General features: G+C 65.6%; 18 protein-coding genes and 1 tRNA gene. 7 read left to right on the top strand and 12 right to left on the bottom strand.

Going from position 1 to position 17,770, the window contains the following annotated elements:
- The first annotated feature begins 149 nt into the window (after positions 1–149).
- Positions 150–226 (top strand) — tRNA-Arg (locus tag AC07NC_RS16690).
- Here the strand turns inward: AC07NC_RS16690 and AC07NC_RS16685 are convergent.
- Together AC07NC_RS16685 and AC07NC_RS16680 are read right to left on the bottom strand one after the other, a co-directional pair.
- Positions 197–478, bottom strand: a complete 282-nt coding sequence (locus tag AC07NC_RS16685) for a hypothetical protein (protein ID WP_494570206.1) — start codon at positions 476–478, stop codon at positions 197–199. The genes AC07NC_RS16690 and AC07NC_RS16685 overlap by 30 nt on opposite strands.
- Positions 479–600: 122 nt before the next feature.
- On the bottom strand, positions 601–2,289 hold the full coding sequence (locus AC07NC_RS16680; RefSeq protein WP_494570205.1) for a DUF262 domain-containing protein: 1,689 nt from the start codon (positions 2,287–2,289) through the stop codon (positions 601–603).
- Positions 2,290–2,352: 63 nt separating this feature from the next.
- Here AC07NC_RS16680 and AC07NC_RS16675 point away from each other — a divergent pair, with 63 nt between their 5' ends.
- From AC07NC_RS16675 to AC07NC_RS16665, 3 genes are all read left to right on the top strand, one after another.
- A complete protein-coding gene (locus AC07NC_RS16675; RefSeq protein ID WP_494570204.1) occupies positions 2,353–3,156 on the top strand; it encodes a hypothetical protein in 804 nt (267 codons plus the stop codon).
- A 199-nt stretch (positions 3,157–3,355) separates the two neighbouring features.
- Positions 3,356–4,780 carry a hypothetical protein gene (locus AC07NC_RS16670; protein ID WP_494570203.1) on the top strand — a complete coding sequence of 475 codons (1,425 nt, stop codon included), beginning with the start codon at positions 3,356–3,358 and terminating at the stop codon, positions 4,778–4,780.
- Positions 4,781–5,182: 402 nt separating this feature from the next.
- Entirely contained in the window at positions 5,183–5,578 is a 396-nt protein-coding gene (locus AC07NC_RS16665) for a hypothetical protein (protein ID WP_494570202.1), read from the top strand.
- Between the two features lie 116 nt (positions 5,579–5,694).
- On the opposite strand, the gene AC07NC_RS16660 is transcribed toward AC07NC_RS16665, so the two are convergent.
- From AC07NC_RS16660 to AC07NC_RS16635, 6 genes are all read right to left on the bottom strand, one after another.
- The gene (locus tag AC07NC_RS16660) at positions 5,695–6,891 is read right to left on the bottom strand and encodes an alkaline phosphatase (protein ID WP_494570201.1); all 1,197 of its coding nucleotides are present in this window, start codon (positions 6,889–6,891) and stop codon (positions 5,695–5,697) included.
- A 151-nt stretch (positions 6,892–7,042) separates the two neighbouring features.
- Positions 7,043–7,402, bottom strand: coding sequence for a DUF167 domain-containing protein (locus AC07NC_RS16655; RefSeq protein ID WP_494570200.1), 360 nt, complete (start codon positions 7,400–7,402; stop codon positions 7,043–7,045).
- Positions 7,341–7,571: a DUF4926 domain-containing protein gene (locus tag AC07NC_RS16650; RefSeq protein ID WP_008259680.1), complete on the bottom strand. Its 231-nt coding sequence runs from the start codon at positions 7,569–7,571 to the stop codon at positions 7,341–7,343. The genes AC07NC_RS16655 and AC07NC_RS16650 overlap by 62 nt, the downstream gene beginning before the upstream one ends.
- A gap of 5 nt (positions 7,572–7,576) precedes the next feature.
- Complete coding sequence (locus AC07NC_RS16645) at positions 7,577–7,906, bottom strand: DUF6883 domain-containing protein (protein WP_426025676.1); 330 nt, start codon at positions 7,904–7,906, stop codon at positions 7,577–7,579.
- A gap of 7 nt (positions 7,907–7,913) precedes the next feature.
- Positions 7,914–8,843 carry an electron transfer flavoprotein subunit alpha/FixB family protein gene (locus AC07NC_RS16640; RefSeq protein ID WP_008261292.1) on the bottom strand — a complete coding sequence of 310 codons (930 nt, stop codon included), beginning with the start codon at positions 8,841–8,843 and terminating at the stop codon, positions 7,914–7,916.
- 1 nt (position 8,844) lies between these two features.
- Positions 8,845–9,609 (bottom strand): electron transfer flavoprotein subunit beta/FixA family protein, encoded by a 765-nt coding sequence (locus AC07NC_RS16635; protein ID WP_008259580.1) that lies wholly within the window; start codon positions 9,607–9,609, stop codon positions 8,845–8,847.
- Between the two features lie 115 nt (positions 9,610–9,724).
- Here AC07NC_RS16635 and AC07NC_RS16630 point away from each other — a divergent pair, with 115 nt between their 5' ends.
- A complete protein-coding gene (locus AC07NC_RS16630) occupies positions 9,725–10,069 on the top strand; it encodes a hypothetical protein (RefSeq protein WP_372704874.1) in 345 nt (114 codons plus the stop codon).
- Positions 10,070–10,476: 407 nt separating this feature from the next.
- Positions 10,477–12,021: a S41 family peptidase gene (locus AC07NC_RS16625; RefSeq protein ID WP_494570199.1), complete on the top strand. Its 1,545-nt coding sequence runs from the start codon at positions 10,477–10,479 to the stop codon at positions 12,019–12,021.
- A 375-nt stretch (positions 12,022–12,396) separates the two neighbouring features.
- Here the strand turns inward: AC07NC_RS16625 and AC07NC_RS16620 are convergent, their stop codons facing one another.
- A complete protein-coding gene (locus AC07NC_RS16620) occupies positions 12,397–12,969 on the bottom strand; it encodes a cob(I)yrinic acid a,c-diamide adenosyltransferase (protein ID WP_008261323.1) in 573 nt (190 codons plus the stop codon).
- Positions 12,970–12,972: 3 nt separating this feature from the next.
- The gene (locus AC07NC_RS16615; RefSeq protein ID WP_426025679.1) at positions 12,973–13,176 is read right to left on the bottom strand and encodes a twin transmembrane helix small protein; all 204 of its coding nucleotides are present in this window, start codon (positions 13,174–13,176) and stop codon (positions 12,973–12,975) included.
- Between the two features lie 147 nt (positions 13,177–13,323).
- Between AC07NC_RS16615 and AC07NC_RS16610 the strand changes: the two genes are divergently transcribed.
- A complete protein-coding gene (locus tag AC07NC_RS16610; RefSeq protein ID WP_035311083.1) occupies positions 13,324–14,478 on the top strand; it encodes a hypothetical protein in 1,155 nt (384 codons plus the stop codon).
- Positions 14,479–14,499: 21 nt separating this feature from the next.
- Here the strand turns inward: AC07NC_RS16610 and AC07NC_RS16605 are convergent, their stop codons facing one another.
- Both AC07NC_RS16605 and AC07NC_RS16600 read right to left on the bottom strand, forming a co-directional pair.
- Positions 14,500–16,563 carry a terminase large subunit domain-containing protein gene (locus AC07NC_RS16605; protein WP_494570198.1) on the bottom strand — a complete coding sequence of 688 codons (2,064 nt, stop codon included), beginning with the start codon at positions 16,561–16,563 and terminating at the stop codon, positions 14,500–14,502.
- 127 nt (positions 16,564–16,690) lie between these two features.
- The gene (locus AC07NC_RS16600; protein ID WP_494570197.1) at positions 16,691–17,473 is read right to left on the bottom strand and encodes a hypothetical protein; all 783 of its coding nucleotides are present in this window, start codon (positions 17,471–17,473) and stop codon (positions 16,691–16,693) included.
- Between the last annotated feature and the right edge of the window lie 297 nt (positions 17,474–17,770).

Here is a 17,770-nt window from a genome sequence, read left to right as displayed (position 1 = left end):
GTTGGGCCTACCGCGCTTCGCGCTGCTTGAGGCCAGGGGCGCCCGGCGACGGCGGTTGGAAGACAGTCATCCGACCGTCTTGCGCTTATTCGGGATTGAGGCCGCCCGCAGCTTGCTGTAAGCGGCCCTTTCGGCGTCACGCCGCATGCGCACCCGTAGCTCAGCTGGATAGAGTACTGCCCTCCGAAGGCAGGGGTCACAGGTTCGAATCCTGTCGGGTGCGCCACTTCGGTTTAAAACCGAGAACTCCGCCAGCGGCGGCGTAACTCCCACCATCGCTAGACGCCAAGGCCCGCAGAAGCTCGGTTCGTGAGCCGATGATGCGCGCCTCGGTCTTGCTGATGACCTCCACCCGCTGCGTCAGGGCGCGCAGGTGATCCCGCCGATAGCCGCTGGTGCGATCCCGCAGCTTGCGCCGCGCGGCGCTGGCAAATCGGTTTAGGGCGTCCGGCGTAATCGTAGGCGCCAGCCGATCCACGGACGCGCTGATCCGCTCAACGCCGTCATGTGCGCTCCATCAGGCCCAGATCGAAGAATTCAAGGGCGAAGCCGCCATTAACCCGCACTGACCGGACAAGACCATGCTCGACACGGTTCGCGTCAGGGTGCCTGAATATCCCAGTTTTCGCACAGCACCTGAAGAAGCTGTTGCTGACGAGCTTCAACGATCTCGGGCGTCCAGTCCTCCTGCGCGATGACCTGACTGGTCAACGCGTAGGATGAGACATGCTTCGTGCCCGAGAAGTAGATGTCGCACTTCCGTTCGAAGTCGTAGTTCTGGGCGGAGGAGTTCTTCTTCTTGTTCAGCGGGACGAGGTTGGAGAGCCTGTGGACCCATGCCTTGCGCTCAGCCGCGTCCGGCCACCACTCACTCCATTCGCTCTCCAGGGAGACGGTCTGAGGCAAGACGTGCTCAATCGTCAGAATCTTCGGATCATAGGTCGCGGCCCCGTCCGAGATGAAGGAATCCAGTCGTAGGATCAGGTAGTTTCGGCGGCGCGCGGTGAGCTCGTAGATGTTGCCGTCGAGCGCATCACGGAAGGCTTCGTGGTCTTCGTCTGTGAAGACGAACGTGTCCATATCGTCCGGGTCAGCGCCGGACTCGATGTCCGAGATGAGGTCGGCATAGGCTTCTATGCGATCATTCACGTTCCATCGGCAAACGTGCATATAGGCTGCGAGTCGTTCGAGTTGTTCGAAGAATCGGGCGACGCGCTTGGGCTTATTCTTTTGCTCTTTGAGGTAGAGGATCGCCGGCGGGATCCAGTCCGAGTTGTCGATCCTGCTGAGCCAGCCAATATAGCCATTGACCGTTTCCGCGTGAGACGTGGCCGCGTAGGACGCCGTTCTGACGGCTTCAAGCGCCTCGGCGAAGGGTTCGAGCACATCGTCGATGAAGATTTTCGGATCGGGATTTTCTGGCAGAACGTGAGCCCTGAACTCTTCGAGTAGAGAGCGTTTCGCCTTGTCCTTCGCATAGATCATGCGGATGTACGTGAAGAGATCGTTGAAACCGGTCCGAGTAAGATTGACCTCCATCTCCTCCCACTTTTCGTTATACTCCTGACGATCAGCTTCGTTCTTCAGCTTTCCAATCGTGTCGGCCTTGATGATGTCGGTCGGCTGCAGGTCCAATCCGCGGCTGTTCATCACCGAAAAGACTCGAAACGCCGACTCCTGGCTCGGCGTGGATACCGCGACGAGATAGCATCTTGTGAGAAGGAAACTGACGAACGCCTCGAGATCTTCAGGCGTCGCGAACGTCTCCTCTACCGCGCGCACGAAATAGGAGGCGTTCGCGCGGATGTTGATTTGCGACTCGTTCTGGAGCGAGGAGGGATCAAGGTCGATAAGGTCGTCCAACTTCAATGCCTGGACGTATTTCGCGAAGAATTTGCGGTCGCGCTCGCGCAGGGAAAGGCGCGGCTTCGGCAGGATCCCTTCCATCCTTTTGCCCGCCTCGAGTATGTAGGGGCGCAGCTCCTCCTTGTCGGCACCGTCATTGGCCGACGCCATCGCGGCAAGCAGGATGGTAAGTGTCGTCAGACGCTGCTGTCCGTCGATCACTTGGGAGTAAGGATCACCCTCGGTCTTTATGAGGACGATGCTGCCGAGGAAATAGCCCTCTTCGTCTTCCGCCTGGAAGAAGGCCAGAAGGTCGTCGAAGAGCTCGGAGGCCTGATCGACGGTCCATGCGTAGGGCCGCTGATAGGACGGGATCACATATTCGAAATCCGAACTGAAGATTTTCGAAAGCGGGTACTCCGCACCGCTGATCTTCTTCGACAAAATCGATCCTCCCCCAAGGAATTGTTTCTGGGGTGTAGAAGCACACGTTCTGGTATTGGTCTAGTGGCCACGCTTCGCCGCCGCGAGGTCGCGATTAGGGGGGCAGGAGAGAACCGGGAGGAGAGGAATGCCTCGCATGCGATGGTGTCAATTCCAGAACCGGTCCGGCCGCAGGGGCCAGACGGTTTTCGGGTCGGCCAGTCGCGGGAGAGCCCGATTCACCGGCTTGTCGTTTGGGAACCCAAGCTGCAGTTGCAGAAAGAGGCGAAACCGCCCCGGATCGATGTGCATATTCCGAGCGAAGGCATGGGCCTTCCCCCAGGCTATCACATCACGCCCGACGAGCCGCTCAATCTCGCGATCCACGAAGGCGAGAACGACGCGCCGCCGATCGCGCCCCTGTTTGCCAGTCAGTTACAAGCTTGGGCTGAAGACAATGGGGCGAGTTCCATTCGTCAGCACATCGACCGCGAGGCCAATCTTCGCAATCAGTTGCTCTACGCGTCCGATCAAGGTTGGCCCGAAGTTCGTCGCCCGGATGGTGTGATTGTCGAGCGGAAGACGCGCGTCTTCGTGCTGCTGGCCCTTGTCATCATCATACTTCAGACACGTAGCCATCAACTGCTCGCCAAACAGGCTGTGAAGGCCTACTGCGCCGCTCTCGGCATCGATCCGCGCGAACCCATCGACCTAACGCCGCCGGATCACGATCTAGACTACCTGATCGAGGTGCGGAGGAGCGATGGCTCCGAGCCAAAAGCGCGACTCCGCCGCAAAATACGCAACCCCTTCCCGCCAAGCGATCTCAACTTCTCGACGAACGCTCATCTCGGGCCAACTGTTCTGGCGAGCGACCCTGTGATGTAGATCCCGAACGTGACGCTTCGGGTTGAATGTGAGCGATCCTTGATGGAGAGGCCCGCCGGCGGATCCCGGTAAGCGCGCCGGCCGGTCAACTGTCCGATGGCGACATCCGCTCTTCGATCATGGGTTCAGGATGCCTGGGCCTACGTCCGAAAGTGTCGTCGCAAGCGTGCAGAGATTCACGCAGTTCAATCGAAGGCGAATGAGTAAGATGAAAAACAATCGAATGATCTTGAGCCGCACTGCCCTCAGCGCCGTCGTCTTCGTCATTGGCTTGGCTGTGCCGCTTGGGGCGGCGATCAGCGTACAGGCGCAGTCCGGACCCGCTGAGCGTTGCTACACGACGGGAGGCGGCACCTTGCAAGTATGCCGCAGCGCGATCGAACCAGAGGGGGTGTTCTTCTCACCGCCTCGGTGCGAGCTGGCCTACAATGTCCAGCCGATGCGTCTGCCTGACGGGAAAGTCTACACGATTTACCACAGCGAACCGAGAAAGATTGAAAGCACTTGTGACGCGGCCTTGACCGACAAAATTCAGATCGGAGATAGTCTACGCGGCGGCTTTCAGCCCGATGCGCTTGGCTTGAGTATGTCGCCAGTCCACCCCTACGTGCTGTGGAGCTCGACGGACGATCCGCCGTCGACCCTTTATTCCCGGCTGAAGGAAAGCGGCGCGTCCTACTTGAGCCAGCTCGGCGGGCCGGCAAATCCTATGCTCGTCGCCGGTCGGCACGCGGCGGGAGACAACTATTATTACATGCACTTCGTCATGGCTGTGAACGCTCCGGCAGGGAACAGTCCGAACGAGGTCCAGCACTTTCTTGGAGTCGCCCGGAGCCTCGATCTAGTGAACTGGGATCTCCGGACGCACGTAAATGGCGTCCCGACTTGGGTAAACTTTAACAACATTTCTGATCCCACCACCCGCCGAGCCAACGAGGTTACGGACTCGCAAGGTCAACTCATCGCAGGACGCTGCGCTTCCACTACAGGGGCCTCTCAAGGCCTGATCGGCTCGATCTCGTATGTCGGAGCGCGTTATTACTACGTCTACACCGATATCTCGGCGGGCCAGGACTGCAACGCCGCCTCGCCGGAAATGACGCTATATGTGCGCGAGGCTGCGGACATCACCCAAGTGGGTAGTTGGGGGCCAGCTCAGGTGGTCAAATCCGGCCTGCCCTACGGAACGATCGTCCGCGCAGCGAAGGCACAGGGCTATGACAAATGGGCTCTGGCCTACAATTGCTATTCCAACACCGGTCCGGGCCAAACGGTGATCCAGGACTTGTGCCTACAGTATACCGACACCCTGACGATGCTGGGAACGCAAGGCGTGGCGGGCCTGACGTTCTTCGATGACCCGCCGTCAACTGCGTATCCGCGTTCTCAGTATCATCTGGGAATTCGGATCGGCGGCAATTCGAACGGCCCGGCGCGAGAGCAGCACGACTGGATGACTGACCGTGACGGCAATCTCGCCTCGCCAGCGGCCTACCAAACGCAAGGCGGCATGTTGACCTTCGCGGACAAGACTGCTCGACTGACGGACGATGACCGTTCGATCGGCGAGCCATACGGCGTTCCGGTCTATTGGACCACTTGGCAGGTGCGCCCCGTGAACTGAGGTGGAAGCTCCGTCTAACGCTTGGCCGCTAGACGTCGGACGGGGTCGAACCTACTTCGGCCCAACATTCAGTATCCGCGCTGGCGTTATTCCGATTTCCACCCCTACGCCTAATGGATACGGCGGCTCCAAAAGGGGCCGCCGTTCTATTTCTCATTCGCGATAACATCCACGACAGCGCACCTGGCACCGCAGTTCCCTAGACCGCCAAAGGCGCCGATTTGCGTCCTGACAGCGAACAATCCCAGACTCCGCTAGCTGAGCGGCAAATGCCCGCAATGGGTCGATTTCAGTCCTTAGGCTTCGGCGCTGAATTCCGGCGCTTGCGTCGCGGCCAGAAAACGGACGCTCCGAAATGCTGCTAGGGGTAGAATGCCGTCGTTGGTTCGTTAGTGTGACCGGATGAAGTTCGGCGAACTCAAATCCATCGGACACAACATCGCTGACTCGCTCGGGAGCGGCATATGCATTCTCGTGGGCTACTACGAGATCGACATCTTCGCCGAGGCAGCAGGTTCGCCAGCCGGATATATCGAGGTGGACTTCTTGTCTGGAACGAGTTCAGGCAGCCCCACATCTCCTACCCTAACCAAAGTCATCAGACTGTATCGGGACGCTCTTGATCGGCTCTGCGCGAGCCACGGCACAAGGGCGTCAGCGTTCGCTGAGCTGACTGCTCGCTTCGCCACCGATAGCCGTTACGAACGGCATTTCAGTGTAACCATCGAAGATCGGTCGGGCCGCCGTTCGGTGGACGAGTATCTCGGAAGACCCGGCCGTAAGATCAAGGTCCGCTAAGGGTCGAAGTGCGGTTTTCGCGTTGACCGAAGCGCAGACTCACGCGGCCCAGCCGATGACGGCGGAATAGTTCTCAGCTTCGTCCACGGCGGCGCGCCACTTCCTCTCTTGAAGTCTCAGTCGCCGGACGAGGGCGTCCAGCCGAAGGCCTTCATCATCACCTCGAACAGATGGGTGTTGGGGAAATAGCCCCGCACCCGTTCGGCGCCGACGCCGATGGCCAGGGCCGGGACTTCCTCGGCCGTATGGGTGCGGTTGACCATGACATTCTCCAGCCGCACCACGCGGTCGTCGCCGTCCCGCGCCTTCCAGGCCTCATAGCCTTCCAGCAGGGGCTGGCCGCGACGCCCGCCGTCGACCTGCAGGCCGAAGGAATGGTCGGCGGTGAAGATCATCAGGGTGTCGTCCAGATCGACGCGCGACTGCACCTCGGCGATCAGCCGATCCAGATCGGCGATGTTCTGCAGCCCCTCGCGCGGATCGTCGGTATGGGCGTCCCATTCCACAACCAGCAGATAGCCCTTGTCCCCCGCCTGCAGCAGGCCCAGCGCTCTCAGGGTCGCCGCCCGCACGTCGATCTCATCGGCCACGACCACGGGCCGCCGGTTCCCCGCCGGCGCTGCGTCCAGCGTCGCATAGATCGGCCGGTCGTGCGCCCGGGCCAGGCTGTCATAGCTGACGCCGTTCGCCGCCATCTGTTCGGCGATCTCCGTCCGGCCCGAGCCGATCAGCACATCCACCCCGTCGCCGAAGCGCGGCGAAAAGGCCTGGGGGAAGATCTCGCCCCATTTGCCGCGGTCGTTCGAATGGGCGTAGGTCGCGGCCGGGGTCGCGTCGGTGATCGGACGGTCGGTCACCACCCCGGTCAGCAGGCCGTGCTGCTCGGCGTATTCCAGCACCGTCTGGGTCGGGGTCCCGTCGCGCCGGCCGCGTTCGCCGTCCGGCCCCTGGCTGATCACCCCGTTGTGGGTCTTCACCCCGGTCACGATGGCGCTCATGCCGTTGGCCGAGTCCGACACGAAGGCGTCGACCGGCGAGGTCTCGCTCAGCCCCAGGTTCGGCCATTGCTGGATATGGAGCTTCAGCGGCTCGCCATAGGCCATCACGCTGGCCGCATGGACCGAGGCCACGCCCCCGGCGTCCGCCAGGAACAGGATCACATTCTTCGCCCGGCCCTGGCTCTGGCTCTGTTCGACCGGCGGACGGGCCGCCGCCTGGGCCGTCTGGGCCGTCTGGGCCGAGGCGCCCCCCGAGGCGCAAAGACCGATCGCAAGCGCGAGGGCGGAAACCAGGCGGAGGGAGACAGGGGTCATGGGCGTCGGTCCAGCAAATCAGACAAGGCCGCCCGCGTCCCCCGAACCGCCCCGGTCTGTCTACCGCGAACCTGTGACAGCCGCCGTCCCCCGACCCTGCGGCGATGCGGTTCGGGGCGGTTCTGGGCTGCTCCGGGCGGCTCCGGGCGGTTCAGCCCGCCTCGCCTGTGGCCGCGTCGATCCGCGCCTTCAGCCCCGCCTCGTCCAGCCCCTCGACGGAGACCATCTTCAGCCGCGACTGCCCGCCCCGCTCCAGCACGACCGAGGACCGCGACACCCCCAGCGCCTTGGCCAGGAATTTCACCAGGGCGGCGTTGGCCTCGCCATCCACGGGCCGGGCGCGCACCCGCACCTTCAGCACGGGCCGGCCTTCGGGATCTGCGTCCCAGCCGTCGATCCGGTCGCTGGACGCGCCGGGCTGAAGCTTGATCGGAAGTCGGGACAGGGGATCAACCGGCGGCGCGTCGATCCGGGGCGCGATGATCGGCGGCGCGCCAGACCACTTCGACATCTTCGGCGCTCAGGGTCGGGGTCGCCCGTTCCACGCCTCTCTCGTCGGCGAACTCCGCCAGGAAGCGGGCCGGGTCGAGCATCATCACGACCGTGCCGCGCTCGCCCTTCTTCAGGCCCAGATCCGGAAGATCGGCCAGAAGGGCCACGACGTCGAGTTCCTCAATCATGGTCGTCACTCCACCATCGCGGTCGTCAGACGGGGAACCCCGTCCGATCCTACGATCCAGCCGCTGCGGATCAGCGCCGTGCGACCGCGGAACTCTAGCATGAAGCGGACCCGGTACAGAGTCCCGAACGGCGTCGTCCCGACCGGCTCGGCCTCGGCCTCCCTGGCCGCTTCCAGAAGCCGGCGTTTCAGATAGGGAGCGTCCGCCCGGGTCAGACCCAGGGCGGACGCGAAGACCCGGGCCTTGTGTCGGCCTTCCGGGTGGTCCGCCGACAGGCAGTAGGCTTCGATCTTTCCCTCCGGAACGACCGCCTGCCCACCGCCTGGCAGCCTCATTCGAGCCTCAGCCCAGGGCGGCCATCAGTTCCGGCACGACGGTCTTGTAGTCGCCGACCAGGCCATAGTCCGCGACCTGGAAGATCGGGGCGTCCGGGTCCTTGTTGATGGCGACGATGGTCTTGGAGTCCTTCATCCCGGCCAGGTGCTGGATGGCGCCCGAGATGCCGATGGCGATGTACAGGGCCGGGGCCACCACCTTGCCGGTCTGGCCGACCTGATAGTCGTTCGGGGCGTAGCCGGCGTCCACCGCCGCGCGCGAGGCGCCGATGGCGGCGCCCAGCTTGTCGGCCAGGGGTTCCAGAACCGCGTGGAATTCGTCCGCCGAGCCCAGGGCGCGACCGCCCGAGACCACGATCTTGGCGGCGCCCAGGTCCGGGCGGTCCGACTTGACCATTTCCTCGGAGACGAAGGCGGTCTTGGCGGCATCGGCGCCCGTGACGCTCTCGATGGCGGCCGAACCGCCTTCAGCGGCGGCGGCGAAGGCCGTCGGGCGCACGGTGATCACCTTCTTGGCGTCGGCCGACTGGACCGTCTCCAGGGCGTTGCCGGCGTAGATGGGCCGCACGAACGTATCCGCCGACACCACCTCGATGATGTCCGAGATCGGGGCGACGTCCAGCTTGGCGGCGATCCGGGGGGCGAAATTCTTCCCGTCCGTGGTCGCGGGCGTCAGGATGGCGTCGTAGCCGGCGGCCAGGGGCAGGACGGTGTCCGTCACCGCCTCGGCCAGGCCGTGGCCCAGGCCGGCGCTCTCGGCCAGCAGCACCTTGCGGACGCCGGCGATCTTCGAAGCGGCGTCGGCGGCCGCCTGCACGCCCTGCCCGACGACCAGAACATCCACATCGGACGACAGGGCGAGGGCGGCGGTCACGGTCTTGTTTGTGGTGTCGCGAACGGTCGAACCGTCGTGATCGGCGATGACGAGGACAGCCATATTACAGCGCTCCCACGGACTTGAGCTTGGAAACCAGTTCGGCCGCATCGGCCACCTTGACGCCGGCCGAGCGTTTCGGCGGCTCGGTGACCTTCAGGACCTTCAGACGGTCGGCGACATCGACGCCATAGTCGGCGACCGCCTTCATGGCGATCTCCTTCTTCTTGGCCTTCATGATGTTCGGCAGGGAGGCATAGCGCGGCGTGTTCAGCCGCAGGTCCACCGTCACCACGGCCGGCAAGTCCGCCGAGAGTGTCTGCAGGCCGCCGTCGACCTCGCGCGTCACGGTCGCCTTGCCGCCTTCGATCACCAGTTTCCCGGCGAAGGTCGCCTGGGGCCAGTCCAGCAGGGCGGCCAGCATCTGGCCCACCGCGTTGTTATCGCCGTCGATGGACTGTTTGCCCATCAGCACCAGGTCGGGCTTTTCTTCCTCGACCACCGCCTTCAGCAGCTTGGCGACCGCCAGCGGCTCCAGGTCCGCATCCGACTGGATCAGGATGCCCCGATCCGCGCCCATGGCCAGGGCGGTGCGGATCGTCTCCTGGGCCTGGGTCACCCCGATGGAGACCACGACGATCTCGGTCGCCGTGCCGGCGGCGTGGTGTTCCTTGCCTTCCTTCAGACGAACCGCCTCTTCGACCGCGATTTCGTCGAAGGGATTCATGCTCATCTTGACGTTGGCCAGATCGACGCCGGACTGGTCAGCCTTGACGCGGGCCTTGACGTTATAGTCGATCACCCGTTTGACGGGGACGAGAACCTTCATGGGTCTATCCGTGAATTCGCCTGAATGTAGGGGCAGGACATGGAGCGGTCGCGAAGGCCTGTCAACGTAACGCGGGGTCAAGCTCCCGTGCAAAACCCGCCTAACGGATGCTGAGATGAAGCGTTTCCTGACCTTTCCCCGCCTGGCCATGATCTTCTTCGCCCTGTTCGGCGTCGCCGTCGCAGGGGTTTTCGCGGTCCAGGCCTATTGGGTCGCGCCGGGCGAACGCTGCGAGGCGGCGGGCAAATGGTACGACATGGAAAACCGCATCTGCGCCCAGCCCATCTCCATCGCCCAGATCACCGGCCGCCCCAACGGCGTCTCCCGCGCCCAGGCCTCGGATGAAAAGAACCGCGAACTGATCCGCATCGAAGACGAACTCGCCGCCCAGGACCGCGCCCGCGCCGCCGAAATCACCCGCCAGAAGGCGGCCCTGGCCGCGGCCAGACCGGCGACCTGATCGGATAACGTCACCTCTCCACGCGCGAAGGCGCCGGGAACCAGACCCTCTCCCGCTTGCGGGAGAGGTGGCCCGGCGTTCGCGAAGCGAACCAGGGTCGGAGAGGGAAGTCTTTTTTCAGCAAAGCAAAACGCCCCCCATCGTCAGCCGTCTCGCTCCGCTCGACGAGCTGACACTTCCCCCGCAAGCGGGGGAAGATCTGTGACCACGATTCACCTCCCCCCGCGCCTTCGCGCGCGGAGAGGTGACGCCGCCCTCTCTTCTTTCGTCCTGTATGGGCGGTGGAGCCCTACCGCGTCGCTCAGCTCGCCCCGCCGGGCGAGCGACATCTTGCCCGCCCCCTGACGCCCGCCTACTCTAGGAACCGGCCACGCCGCCCGGAGGTTGCGGCCGAAGGGGGGACTTCTATGCCGTCTATTCGTCGCCTTGCGCTTGTCGCGGCGGGGGCCTTGGCCCTATCGGCCGCAACCTTCCCCGCCCAGACCCAAGCCGCCCCTTCGCTCTCCGGATCCGGAGCCCAGGACGCCCCGCCCCCAGCTCAACTCCCAGCAGACAGAGACTGGGGCAAAACCCTGCGCGAGGACGCGACAGCGATCCATGACGCCATCGCCTCCAGTCATCCCGGCATGGTCAACCCCGACGACCCCCAGTTCGCGCGCCTGAACGAGGCGCAATACGCCCTGGCTCTGACCCGGGCCGACGCCGCCGACAGTTTCGCCGACTACTTCTATGCCCTGCAGCACTATGTGGCGGCGTTCGATGACGGCCATCTCGGCTTCGGCGTCTACGGATCGACGCCCGACCAGGGGAAGACCTGGCCAGGCTTTATTGCGCGGGACGACGGAGCCCGAGGCCTGGTGGTGACGTTTGCAGAGCCGTGGGCGGGCGTGCCTGCGGGCGCCAAAATCGCGTCATGCGACGGTCGCGACGCCTTCCAGATCGGGAATGAACGTATCGGCGCCCGCTTCGGACGCTGGGAACTGGCGTCCCAACGCCTGTCGTTCGGCGGATGGGTCATGATCGATACGGGCGACCCTTACGTCGCCCCCATCAAAAACTGCGTCTTCGAAACCCCCGCCGGCGCCCACGCAGTCGATCTGGACTGGCGACCGGCCGGACCCGACTTCTATTCCCGCTATGATGTTTTTCCGGCCCGCACGCGAGGTGCGATCGGGATGCGCCGCCTGGACGACGGTCGCTACTGGATCAGGCTTCCGACCTTCAACGGCAACCCGGAAAGTGAAGACGGGCGCGGTCTGGGCGGCTTGATCACGCAGATCGCGGCACAGGCCGACGCCCTGCGTTCAGCCCCAGCGGTTGTCTTCGACCTTCGCGGCAATGGCGGCGGATCATCCCTCTGGTCGCATCAGATCGCCGATAACCTATGGGGCCCCGGCGCATTTCAGCATGCGCCCGAGCCCCCGATGACAGTCGTCTGGCGCGCCTCGCACGACAATCTGCAGGCCATGCGCGCGAACCTGGAAAAGCGCGACGCGAATGGAAGCCTCTCAAGCGAAGCCAGGGACTGGTATCGGAATTCCATCGCCGGTCTGGAGCATGCGCTGGCGAGAGGCGATGATCGCTGGATCATAAGGCCCGATCTCGATGGCGGCTCGGCGACCGCCCCCGAGGCCTTGGCCTTTCAGCCGCCGGGGGGGACCGTGTTCGTGCTGACGGACGAGACCTGCATGTCGGCCTGCCTGGACGCCGTGGACCTGTGGGTTCGTCTCGGCGCAAAACCCATCGGACGCGAGACCGGGGCCGATACCGTCTATATGGAAGTGCGATCCGTCCGGGTCCCCAGCGGCCTCGGCGCCATGTCCCTGCCGATGAAATTCTATATCGGCCGGGAGCGGGGACATAATCAGCCCGTGACGCCCCTCCATCGCTTTGACGGAGACATGAACGACACGGCGGCGCTTGAGGCCTGGGTGACGACGCTTCCGCACTGATGGGGGCGGCGACAAGGATGCGATGCGCGCGCGAAGGCGCGTGGAACCAGACCCTCTCCCGCTTGCGGGAGAGGTGGCCCGGCGTTCGCGAAGCGAACCAGGGTCGGAGAGGGAAGTCTTTTTTCAGCAAAGCAAAACGCCCCCCATCGTCAGGCGTGTCGCTACGCGCCACGACCTGACACTTCCCCCGCAAGCGGGGGAAGATCTGCGAACGCTAGGTGGGGGCGACTCGGCGCCAGACGCTGGTCCGGTCATCACCGCCGCCGGAGTCGCCCCCGCCTGGTCGCAAGCGCGACCTGTCCTCCCCCCCGCGCCTTCGCGCGCTGAGAGGTGACGCCGCCCTCTCTTCTTTCGTCCTGTATGGACGTTACACCCCTACCGCGTCGCCCCCGGCTTCCATTTCACATCGTTCGCACCGTTCGCATTCGCCCGCCGCCCCGCCACGAACAGATGGTCCGACAGCCGGTTCAGATACCGCACCGCCGCGCCGTTGACCGCCTCCCCGGCCTCGACCAGCCGCACCGCCTCGCGCTCGGCGCGGCGGCACACGGTCCGGGCCACGTGCAGATGGGTCGACAGGGGCGAGCCGCCGGGCAGGATGAAACTGTCCAGCGGCTTCAGGCTTTCGTTCATCCAGTCGATTTCCTGCTCCAGCCGCTCGACCTGGCTGTCCAGGATGCGCAGCGCCTCCCAGGCCGGGGGCGGGTCCAGCGGGGTGGCCAGGTCGGCGCCCAGGTCGAACAGCTCGTTCTGGATCCGGGCCAGCATGGCGTCGATCCGGTCGTTCTGGCCGCTGTTCAGCCGCGCCACGCCCAGGACGGCGTTCAGCTCGTCCACCGCGCCGTAAGCCTCGACCCGGGGATCAGCCTTGGATACCGGCGCGCCCGAGGCCAGCCGGGTCTGTCCGTCGTCGCCGGTGCGGGTGTAGATCTTGTTCAGCGTCACCATGGATCAGCCCCCTTGCGTCGCCTTCCACACCATGCCGACGACCAGGATCAGCACGGCCACGGCCTGAAGCCCGACCCGCCAGCGCATCAGCCTGTTGGAATGGCTCCGGGCGTAATCCCCGCCCCGGAACAGCGAATAGAGGCCCAGACCCAGCGTCACCGTGACGGCGAGGATGGCGGCGACGACCAGGATGTCGAACATCTGCATGCCCCTGTTCTAGTCCCCGCGCGCGTCGGACGCCAGCGACCGAGCCCGTCCTGATCCCCCCGGAGCCAGGGATGGATTCGCCGACCCCCGGTTTTTCTGCGCGACAGCTAAGCCATTAGTCACGATTGGCGTTGCAATCTGCGCGGCATGACTGATCGCGCCGTCCGCAACCTCGAACACCTCCGGGGCTCCGCCTCAACCGCCCGGGTGCTGAACCTTCTGCGGGTGTGGGAGGAAAACGGCGACAGCCGATCGGACGGCGCCGTGCGTAATCCCGACTGGGCCGCGCGGCCGGTGTTTCGCACCCACGCCCTGAACCGGTCCCTGATCATCAAGCACCGGCTGCGGCGCAACGAGACCGATCTCTTCACCGGCCGCCGCCAGGTCGCCACCAAGGTGGTCATCCCCATCGACGACGAGGATCTGAAGACCGGGGGGCGCTATGTCTTCGTCAATCAGATCGGCTTCGAGCGGATGATGATCGAGGCCTTCGGCGTGGCCCCCGCCCACCCGGATATCGAGACCCTGCGCCTGATCGACAAACTGCCGTCCCTGGACCCCTTCCTGCTGCGCGAGCAGCTGCGGCGCGGCGGACTGGATCCGGCCCCCTGCTATTTCTCCATCAGCGACGGCGACCTGCAGCGGATGGTGGCCTTCGTCCATAGCGAGGTCGAGCCCCTGGTCACCCTCAGCCTGGGGGCCGACACGTTTGCGGTGGCCTCGGACTCGGCGGCGCGGATGGCGGCCAAGATCCTGTCCAACACGCCCGGCGACCAGCTGGAGGCCCTGCGTCTGACCCTGCGTCTGGCGCCGGAACAGTATCAGGAGGGGGTCTTCTGCTGGAAAGGCTTCCTCTATTACAAATGGACCCTGTCCACCCTGCTGGGCGAGGTCGCCGCCGTGGCCGAGGCCGTGCGCACCATCAAGCCGAGCGGCAGGATCGACCGTCCCGCCCGCGAATATCTGGACCGCAGCCGCGCGGTCCTGCGCGGCCGCATCATCCGCACCTGCGACGAGGTCAGCCGCACCCTCAGCATCTATGACGACGCCTACGCCCGCCTGACCCAGGAAGGCCGCCCCACCGCCTTCCGCGACTTCCTGCTGGACGCCCCCTCGATGTTCGCCAAACTGGGCGACCAGCTGGGCGCGGTCCAGCATATCGTCAGCTACTGGCGTTTCCGCTTCGGCCCGGCCGCCCATCCGGCCAATGTCGAGGAGTTGATGGACATCTTCATGGACTTCGAGACCGGGCTTCTGGGCCGCGGCGAAAGCCCCGACGACATCGGCATGATGGCGGCCTAGCGGGGGGGGGGGGGGGGCGGCCTAGAGCGCCCGCACCCGCGGCCCCGCGCCCCGGCCGTCCAGCATCAGGTCGGTGACGGCCCAGACCAGGGCGTCGGCCCGGTCCCAGTGCCCCTCCCCCGATCCGGCAGCCTCCCCCTCTTCCTCGGCGCCCAGCGCCATCAGCTCCTCCTCCAGCGCCGCGAACGCGCCCGCGTGCCGCACCCGCCCCTGTTCATACAGGGCCGCCACCGGCTCGGCCCGCGCCGCCTTGCCGCGCGAGGCCCGCACGGCGGTAAAGCCGACGCCGTCCCCATCGCCGCACCCGGCCGCCTTCAGCACCGCCTCGACCATGTCCCCGCCCTGGTTGACCTCGCCGACGATGCATCGGGCGCCGAACAGCCGCGCCGTCTCCATGGCCCGCTCGGCCCATTTCTGCGGCGACAGCCCCCGCATTGAGCGATCGGCCAGCACCCAGGCCGTCTCCCCGCGCCGCCCCACCGCCACGATGCCGCAGGCGTCCCCGCCGCGCGAACAGGTGGGGTCCAGCCCCACCACCACCCGCTCATAGACCGGCCGCCCGTCAACAGAGACCGGCGCCTCCCCCCGCGCCGCCGCCATCATCTCGGCGGTGAACAGCCCGCCCTCGGGCTCGACCACCTGGCCCTCCAGCTCCTGCGCCGCCCGCCGCGTCCCGCCGTACAGCCGCTCCAGCCCCTCCAGAAACCCCGGCGCCAGATGATCCCCATTGTCCCGCGTCGTCGCATGGGTGAGCGCACATGACGCCTCGGCGCGGAGCGCCTTGAGCGCCCTCGTCGGGCGCGGCGTGGTCGTAACAACGAGCCGGGGGCTATCGCTCGGCTCGCGGAGCCTCGCTACTTTAGCCCCCACTCCCCCGTTTTGCGCCGCGTCTGCATCGACGGCTGGGGAGTCTGGGTTGGGCAACCTCAACCTCAGCCCCATCCGCAGCAGGGCCAGCGTCTCCCCGCCGTTGCGCCAGGCGCAGAATTCGTCGGCCCAGGCGGCGGCGAACTGGGGGCCGCGCAGGCTGTCGGGGTCTTCGGCCGAGAAGACGAAGGCCTCGGCCCCGTTCGGAAACACCAGCCGCCGCCGCGACGGCTGATACTCCGGCCCCCGCCACTCCACCTCGCCATCTCCTCCGACGCCCGTCCAGCGCGGCAGGCTCATCACCCCCGACGGCCCGGCGATCATCACCTCGCGCACATCGTGCAAGGTCGGCCCGATCAGCGCCAGCCGCCCGCCCGGCCCCAGCCGCTCGGCCATGTCCGCGATCCACGACGCCCCCGCCAGAGTCTTGCCCGCCCCCCGCCCGCCCAGAAACAACCAGGTCGACCACGCCCCCTCCGGCGGTTTCTGCGCGTCGCGCAGAACCAGTGTTTCCTGGGGGCTATCGCCCTTCGGGCTGCTTGAGCCCCCAAACCCCCAGCCGGGCCCCAGCCTCGCCCGAGGGTGGGCGTGTTTTTTCCAGAGCGCCCGCAGATCCGCCGCCCCCACGCCCGCCATGACCCGCGTCCTCTGCGACCAGCGCCACAGCCGCGCGGCCTCCGGCTCGTCCCCGTCGCTCAACCGCTTCAGCACATCGGCGTGCAGCTCGCGCACCGTCCCCACCGGATCGCTCCAGTCGATCTCGATGGCCAGGGCCGGCTCCCCCCGGCCATAGTTATAGGCCCCCGCCGCCGGTCCGCGCGGCTGATACACCGCCCCCGGCGTGTCCATTTTCCGCAGCCCATAGCGTTGCGCCGCACAGCCGATGGCCCCCGTCGTCACCCCGTACTCGGCCTCCAGGACCGCACTGGTCTCGCCCGCATTCCGCCGCGCCAACAGCTCGCGCCAGCGCGCGGGCGTCATGCCCGACCGGCTCTGAGGAAAGACATGATCCGCCGGCCAGCCCTCCGCCGGCCGCCGGCGATGATCCACCGCATCCGGCGCCTGCCCCTTCATCCGCCCGCGCTTCTTCGCCTGCCAGCATATGGTCGAGATCGACACCCCATGCTCCCGCGCCAGATCCGACCGCCGCTCGCCCCGCGCATCGCGGTCGAACAAGGCCTCCCATTCCTCATCGCTCAGTTTGCTCGGCTTTCCCATGCGGAGAAGCCTAACCCCGCCCGCTCCTCAGGCGCGCAAATCGCGAATTTCGGATTTCAACCGGCTGATTTCAAAAGGGTTCGCTTTCAGAATTGCGCGATTACAGCCCGCCCAGCGCCCGCAATTCCTACCGACCGCCCGCCTCGTCCGTCTTCACCTCGCTGGCGTCGCAGCTGTACCGTTCGCAGTATCGACGTCTCAGTTCTGCGACCGCCGCCTTGGCGGCCTTCGATTCCGGAAAGGCCGATTCAAACTTTTCCATATCCGGCGGCGACACATACTCCCCGGCCAGCAGGCGACGAAGGTCGCTCTCGCTCGCCAGCCGCGCCAGTTGCAACACGAGGGCCTCACGCCGCTCGGCGCGGACCTGGACAAACAGTTCATCGACCCAGGCCTGGACGACCGCCCGCCTGTCGAAATCCAGCCCGTCGAGGAAATCCTCCTCTTCCGGCTCCCCGTCCTCATAGGCGCGATCGACGATCTGGCGCGCAAGCTTCAGCTGGATTTCGGACGGCTCCAGCCCGCTCCACCCGCCTTCATCCGTCTCATCCTCCACGCGGAAACGCACCGTGGTCTGCATTTCGCCGGGCGTCGGAATACCGGCCACCCGTCCCAGCCTCAGTTCCCCGCTGGCGACGATCACACGCGCCGCCGCCCCGTATCCCAGCCCATGGGGCCGTTCGTCGACGACCCGGCAGTTGTAGGGATGGCCGTCCGTCTCCTGATAGCAGCGCACCCTGGCCCAGCCCCGCAGATCCAATTGCTGCGCGAACCCCGGCATCAGGTCGTAGGTCACTTCGGGCTCAGGCGCCCGCGCCCAGCTGATGGCGGGCGCCTCCTGCTCCCACAATTTGGGCGTCCCCGGATCCGGAACCAGAACAGCGAGTGCCAGCAGCGGCGCGACGAACATGACGACCCCTCATCCCCCAAATCTCCGCCGCACTGACCACAAGGCGCGGAGGTTGTCGATCCAAGCCCCTTGGTTTCGTCATCCTGGGGCTTGTCCCGAGGATGGCGGCTCATATGGATCGTCGGGGTCAGGGGTTTGTTTAGGAAGGGATTTATTTGCGGAATTAGGCGAGCTAGGTGTGTCGTTCGCCCACAGTTGTCGGATGCGGCACGGTCACTAAGCGCCATGTGTGGACGGCTCCCCGTTGGCAAGGGTTGATCTGACGTTCTGCTGAGCCTGGTCGGAGCGGCCATGTGT

Source organism: Brevundimonas sp. GW821-FHT10A07, assembly GCF_059415785.1.
Note: the sequence above shows the minus strand (reverse complement) of the source record. Positions and strands in the feature narration are given on the sequence as shown.

Excerpts from the sequence above, each read along its gene's own strand:
- AC07NC_RS16670 (WP_494570203.1), top strand. The coding sequence starts at position 3,356 with ATGAGTAAGATGAAAAACAATCGAATGATCTTGAGCCGCACTGCCCTC.
- AC07NC_RS16665 (WP_494570202.1), top strand. The coding sequence starts at position 5,183 with ATGAAGTTCGGCGAACTCAAATCCATCGGACACAACATCGCTGACTCG.
- AC07NC_RS16660 (WP_494570201.1), bottom strand. The coding sequence starts at position 6,891 with ATGACCCCTGTCTCCCTCCGCCTGGTTTCCGCCCTCGCGCTTGCGATC.
- AC07NC_RS16655 (WP_494570200.1), bottom strand. The coding sequence starts at position 7,402 with ATGTCGAAGTGGTCTGGCGCGCCGCCGATCATCGCGCCCCGGATCGAC.
- AC07NC_RS16650 (WP_008259680.1), bottom strand. The coding sequence starts at position 7,571 with ATGATTGAGGAACTCGACGTCGTGGCCCTTCTGGCCGATCTTCCGGAT.
- AC07NC_RS16645 (WP_426025676.1), bottom strand. The coding sequence starts at position 7,906 with ATGAGGCTGCCAGGCGGTGGGCAGGCGGTCGTTCCGGAGGGAAAGATC.
- AC07NC_RS16640 (WP_008261292.1), bottom strand. The coding sequence starts at position 8,843 with ATGGCTGTCCTCGTCATCGCCGATCACGACGGTTCGACCGTTCGCGAC.
- AC07NC_RS16635 (WP_008259580.1), bottom strand. The coding sequence starts at position 9,609 with ATGAAGGTTCTCGTCCCCGTCAAACGGGTGATCGACTATAACGTCAAG.
- AC07NC_RS16630 (WP_372704874.1), top strand. The coding sequence starts at position 9,725 with ATGAAGCGTTTCCTGACCTTTCCCCGCCTGGCCATGATCTTCTTCGCC.
- AC07NC_RS16625 (WP_494570199.1), top strand. The coding sequence starts at position 10,477 with ATGCCGTCTATTCGTCGCCTTGCGCTTGTCGCGGCGGGGGCCTTGGCC.
- AC07NC_RS16620 (WP_008261323.1), bottom strand. The coding sequence starts at position 12,969 with ATGGTGACGCTGAACAAGATCTACACCCGCACCGGCGACGACGGACAG.
- AC07NC_RS16615 (WP_426025679.1), bottom strand. The coding sequence starts at position 13,176 with ATGCAGATGTTCGACATCCTGGTCGTCGCCGCCATCCTCGCCGTCACG.
- AC07NC_RS16610 (WP_035311083.1), top strand. The coding sequence starts at position 13,324 with ATGACTGATCGCGCCGTCCGCAACCTCGAACACCTCCGGGGCTCCGCC.
- AC07NC_RS16605 (WP_494570198.1), bottom strand. The coding sequence starts at position 16,563 with ATGGGAAAGCCGAGCAAACTGAGCGATGAGGAATGGGAGGCCTTGTTC.
- AC07NC_RS16600 (WP_494570197.1), bottom strand. The coding sequence starts at position 17,473 with ATGTTCGTCGCGCCGCTGCTGGCACTCGCTGTTCTGGTTCCGGATCCG.